Raw genomic sequence first — 5,490 nt, forward strand, 5'->3', positions numbered from 1 at the left:
GCGCCGCCGGCCAGGGCGCGGTTGAGGCGCTCAAGGGTCAGGCGTTCGTGGGCGGCGTGTTGATCGACGATGATCAGCGCGTCTTCGGTTTCGGCGACAATATAGGTTGCCGCCACCTGCCCGCGCGCGGCGCCCAGCGGAAATTGCGCGGGCGGCGGGGCGGCGATGGGGGCGGACGCCGCCGTGGCTGGCGCAAAGGCCGGCGGCAATTGGCTAAACAGGCGCGGCGCTTCGGCCCAGCCGGCCGCCGGCAAGCTGGGGGTCACCAAATCCGGCATTTGGCCAGCGGCGCCCCACGGTGGGACAGCCGGCGGACACGCGGCGCCAGCCGTGGTCAACGGTTCAGCCACAAACGCAGCCAAGGCCGAAGCAGCCACCCGGCTGCTGGCGCGGATGCCAGCCTCATCCAGGGCGCGGCGCAGGCCCGAAACGATCATGCCGCGCACCATGCCGGCATCCTGAAAGCGCACTTCGGTTTTGGCGGGGTGGACGTTCACATCGACAAATTCGGCCGGCACATCCAGGAACAACGCCACCACCGGATGGCGATCGCGGGCCAGCAGATCCTGATAGGCGCCGCGCACCGCGCCAACCAGCAGCCGATCGCGCACAGGCCTTTGATTCACAAACAGATATTGGTGGTCGGCCACACCGCGATTCCAGGTGGGCAGCCCGGCCAGCCCGCCGAGATGCAGCCCCTCCCGCGCAAGCTCGACGGCGACCGCATTGCCGGCAAAATCAGTGCCGATAATCGCCGCCAGCCGCGCCAGGCTGGAGGCCGGCGACTGGTCGGGCAGCGGCGGCAAATTCAGCAAACGCCGGCCTTCATGCTCCAGCACAAAGCCGACCTGCGGATTGGCCATCGCCAGCCGCCGGATATGATCATGGCAGGCCGACAGCTCGCTACGCCCTGATTTCATGAACTTGCGGCGCGCCGGCACCTGAGCGAACAGGCCTTCGACACGCGCCACCGTGCCGGGCGCGGCGCTGGCCGGGCCGTCAGCGATGATGCGGCCATTGTCCACCACCAGCTGCCAGCCTTCGCTGCCGGCCGCCCGGCTGGTGATCGACAGCGTGGCCACCGAACCGATCGACGGCAATGCTTCACCGCGAAAGCCCATGGTGGCGATGGCCGACAAATCGCCATCGGGCAATTTCGATGTGGCATGGCGCTCGATGGCCAGGCGCAGTTGATCGGGCACCATGCCGATCCCGTCGTCGGCCACCTCCAGGCCATCGATGCCGCCATTTCGCAGCACCACGCGGATATGGCGGGCGCCGGCATCCAGCGCGTTTTCAACAAGTTCCTTGGCGGCGCTGGCCGGCCGCTCCACCACTTCGCCAGCAGCGATGCGGTTGATCAGGGTTTCGGGCAGGCGGCGGATCGGCACAACATCCGGCTTATGCCGAACCGGCCACTTTGTCAGCCCCGCGCGCTGGCCGGATTGGTGCCCGGGTCAGCTGCGCAGGTCAGAACTGCGGCGATGGCGGCTGCCCCTTGACTTTAACAGGCTTGCCGCTTGCCGAATCGGTGGTTCAGGGCCAAAGCCGCCCTGCTGACCATTCGTGCCGGCCGTGCCTGCTGCGCGCGCCTCGCGCTCACCCTCCTGCCTGCGGTTGCTTGTCCATGTCACCCTTTTCCCGAATGTTTTCCTTTCTCGCTCAGGACATGGCCATTGATTTGGGCACGGCCAACACGCTGGTTTATGTGCGCGGCCGCGGCATCGTGCTGAATGAGCCCAGCGTGGTCGCCATCGAAACGATCCGCGGCAACAAGATCGTCAAGGCGGTCGGCATGGAAGCCAAGGTGATGATGGGGCGCACACCGGGCAATGTGGAGTGTATCCGCCCCCTGCGCGACGGCGTGATCGCCGATATCGATGTGGCCGAACAAATGATCAAGCACTTCATCCGCAAGGTGCAGACCAGCCGCTTTGGCCGCTACCCGGAAATCGTCATCTGCGTGCCATCAGGATCGACGAGCGTCGAAAAACGCGCCATCCGCGATGCCGCCAACAATGCCGGCGCCACCCAGGTGTTCCTGATCGAAGAACCCATGGCCGCTGCCATCGGTGCTGGCATGCCTGTTACGGAACCGATCGGATCGATGGTGGTGGATATCGGCGGCGGCACCACCGAAGTGGCCGTGCTGTCCCTGAAGGGCCTGGCCTACACCACCAGCGTGCGCGTCGGCGGTGACAAGATGGACGAAGCCATCATCAACTATGTGCGCCGCAACCATAATATGCTGATCGGCGAAGCCACTGCCGAGCGCATCAAGAAGGAAATCGGCACCGCCAAGCGCCCGGCCGACGGTATCGGCCTGACCATCAGCGTGAAGGGCCGCGATCTGATGAACGGCGTGCCCAATGAAATCCAGATCAACCAGGGCCAGATCGCCGAAGCCCTGAGCGAACCGGTTGCCACCATCGTCGAAGGTGTGCGCGCCGCGCTGGAAAACACCCAGCCGGAATTGGCTGCCGACATTGTCGATCAAGGCATCGTGCTCACCGGCGGCGGCGCGCTGCTGGCCAATCTGGATGTCGTGCTGCGCGAAGCCACTGGCCTGCCGGTCAGCGTGGCGGACGAACCCTTGACATGCGTGGCCATCGGCACCGGCCGCGCACTGGAAGATCCCATGTATCGCGGCGTGCTGATCACCGCCTGATCTGCATCCGCACCAATAGCTTGTTTTCGCCTGCACCCCAATTGGCCTGCACCAGGAGCCTGCCGGCACCATGGATTGGACCCCGCCCCCTCGCCGCCCGAGCGCGATGCGCCGCGAACAGAATCTGTCGCTGGTATCGGCTGTGGTATCGGGCGGTGTGATTACGGCCGGGCTGCTGCTGCTGCTCGTGGCCCGGGTGAACCCGCAAACCGCCAGCCGCTTGCGCATGGCGGCCGCAGATGTGGCAGCCCCGCTGTGGAGCGCCGTGCGCGCGCCGGTCGATGGCATGTCGCGGCTGTTTGAGGACGTTGGCGGCTATTTCGGGGCCGTGTCACGCGCGCAGGCCTTGGCCGAGCAGCTTGATCTGGCCAACGCCCGCCTGCGCCAATCCCGGCTGGAGGCGCGCGAATTGGCCCAGCTGAAAAAACTGCTGGCGGTGCGCGAACCGACACGGCGCGTGATTGCCGCCACCCGTATTGCAGCGGCCATGTCGGGCGGTGCCGTGCGTTCGGCGATGCTGGCCGTGGGCAGCAGCAGCGGCGTTGCCCGCGATATGCCCGTGATCGGCAGCGACGGCCTGGTTGGCCGCACCACCGAAACAGGCCGCTATTCCAGCCGCGTGCTGCTGATCACCGATTCGATCAGCCGCGTGCCGGTGATTGTCGAACGCACCGGCCAAGCTGGGCTTCTCGCGGGGCGCGGCGAGCCGACGCTGCTGTTGGTTGACCGGGTTGGCCCCGATCTCCCGCTGCGCATCGGCGATCGCATCGTCACGTCAGGCGATGGCGGCGTGTTCCCGCCCGGCCTGCCGGTGGGCCGGGTGATTGACGCGCACGCCGCCGCGCCGGTGATCCGCCCGGCGCAGCCGCCGCTGGGCGCTGGCTTTGTTACCATCGAAGCCGCGTGGCTGCCGTCTCCAACCCCGGAGCCCACAGGCCCTGTGTTTGATGCGCCGGTGCCAACCGAAGCCCGGCAGCGCGGTGCACCGCGCCCCCGCCTGCGCCCCAGCCCGCGCAGTGCTGATCCTGCCGCGACCGTGCCGTCATGATAACGTCACCGCCGCCCCCTGTCCGGCTGATGTCACCAGATGAACGCCGGCGCTGGCTGCTGTCCACCTGGCGCTACGCTGTACCAACGTTGGTCAGCGCCGCGCTGGTGCTGGTCATGCTGGCGCCGCTGCCGCTGCCGGTGCCGGCGATGCCCCAGCTTGGCCTGATGGCTGTTCTGGCCTGGGCCATGCTGCAACCGGCCTTGATGCCGCCGTGGGCCGCCTTTTTCATCGGTGCGCTTGCCGATATGCTGCTGGGCATGCCTCTGGGCCTGAATGCAACGCTGTTTGCGCTGGCGACGGGCGCGATGCGCCTGATCGATGCCGGAACGGGCGAACGCGGCCACGGCTTTGACTGGGCGGTCGCGGGGGTAATGCTGCTGGCCGTGTTGCTGCTCACGGGTCCGCTGATGGCACTGGCCGGGCAGCCGGTGCCGATGGCGCCCTTGCTGTGGCAACTGCCGGCCAGCCTGCTGATGTGGCCGCTGGTGGTGCGCTTTTGCGCCGATGTTCAACGCCGGCTGGTGGCCTCCGCCAATGCCATGGCTTGATCGCCGCGCGCGCCAAATGCCATTGCGGTTTCGGGCATGAACGACAGCGCACGCCGCTTGGGCTTTTCGCGGCGCGCCTTGCTGCTGGGCGCAGGCATGGCCGGCACCGGCGCGCTGCTGGCCGGGCGCATGGCATGGCTTGCCCTGTTCGAAGGTGAAAACTACCAGCTGAAGGCGCAGGAAAACCGCGTGCAGAACCGGCTGATCCCACCCCGGCGCGGTTGGATTGTTGATCGCAGCGGCAAACCACTGGCGATGAATCGGCCCGATTACCGGCTGGAACTGCGCCCGGCCGAAGTGGAAGATCTGGATGCCACATTGCTGGCCATCCGCGAGGTCGTCGCGATCGAATGGGCCGACGAAGCCCGCATCCGCGACGATTTTCGCAGCCAGCCCAGCTTCATGCCGGTGGTGCTGCGCCAATATATGAGCTGGCCGGAATTTTCGGCGTGCAGCGTGCGCCTGGCCGCCCTACCCGGCGTAACGGCCGTGCAAAGCTTTTCACGCCATTATCCCGAAGCGGACCGCATGGCGCATCTGCTGGGCTATGTGGGCGCGCCCACGCCCGAACAATATCGCGCCGATCGCAATCCGCTGCTGATCTATCCGGGCTTTCGCATCGGCAAGGATGGCATCGAGCGCCACGAGGACAAGCGCCTGCGCGGCGCGGCCGGCGCCTCTCGCGTCGAAGTGACCGCGCGCGGCGAACTGGTCCGCGAACTGGGCACTCGCGCCGATCAGCCCGGCGATACGCTCAAGCTGACGATTGACCGCGATCTGCAGGATTATGCCGCCCGCCGCCTGTCCGACAATTCAGGCAGCGTGATCGTGATCGACTGCCAGACCGGCGATGTGCTGTGCATGGTGTCGATGCCAGCCTATGATCCCAACATATTTTCCCGGCGCGTGCCCACCCGGCTGTGGCAGGAGCTGCAAACCGACGACCACACCCCGCTGCTGAACAAAAGCGCCATGGGGCTCTACCCGCCCGGATCGACCTTCAAGATGGTGACAGCACTGGCCGCCCTCGAGGCCGGCATCGATCCCGATGAAATGGTCGGCTGCAGCGGCGCCTACCGGCTGGGCAACAACACCTGGCATTGCCATGCCCGCCGCGGTCATGGCGGCGTGAACATGCACCGCGCGCTGCCGCTGTCGTGCGATACTTATTTCTATGCGATGGGCCGCCGGGTGGGCATCGATGCCATCGCCGCGATGGCGCG

The 5,490-nt window shown here is 66.8% G+C and carries 5 protein-coding genes; 4 read left to right on the plus strand and 1 reads right to left on the minus strand.

The window, feature by feature from the left end; all coding sequences use genetic code 11:
- On the minus strand, positions 1–1,391 hold a 1,391-nt coding region (gene mutL, locus ABWP50_RS13085), incomplete at its 3' end, for a DNA mismatch repair endonuclease MutL (protein WP_353218428.1).
- A gap of 236 nt (positions 1,392–1,627) precedes the next feature.
- On the opposite strand from mutL, the gene ABWP50_RS13090 reads away from it, so the two are divergent.
- The 4 genes from ABWP50_RS13090 to ABWP50_RS13105 form a co-directional block, all read left to right on the plus strand.
- Positions 1,628–2,668, plus strand: a complete 1,041-nt coding sequence (locus ABWP50_RS13090; RefSeq protein WP_353218429.1) for a rod shape-determining protein — start codon at positions 1,628–1,630, stop codon at positions 2,666–2,668.
- 106 nt (positions 2,669–2,774) lie between these two features.
- Positions 2,775–3,716, plus strand: coding sequence for a rod shape-determining protein MreC (gene mreC, locus ABWP50_RS13095; protein WP_353218430.1), 942 nt, complete (start codon positions 2,775–2,777; stop codon positions 3,714–3,716).
- A 29-nt stretch (positions 3,717–3,745) separates the two neighbouring features.
- A complete protein-coding gene (locus tag ABWP50_RS13100; RefSeq protein ID WP_353218431.1) occupies positions 3,746–4,267 on the plus strand; it encodes a hypothetical protein in 522 nt (173 codons plus the stop codon).
- A 36-nt stretch (positions 4,268–4,303) separates the two neighbouring features.
- Positions 4,304–5,490, plus strand: a 1,187-nt coding sequence (locus ABWP50_RS13105) for a penicillin-binding transpeptidase domain-containing protein (protein ID WP_353218432.1), incomplete at its 3' end; no start/stop codon positions are given.

It is taken from the genome of Sandarakinorhabdus sp. (assembly GCF_040398645.1).
Taxonomy (GTDB): domain Bacteria; phylum Pseudomonadota; class Alphaproteobacteria; order Sphingomonadales; family Sphingomonadaceae; genus Sandarakinorhabdus.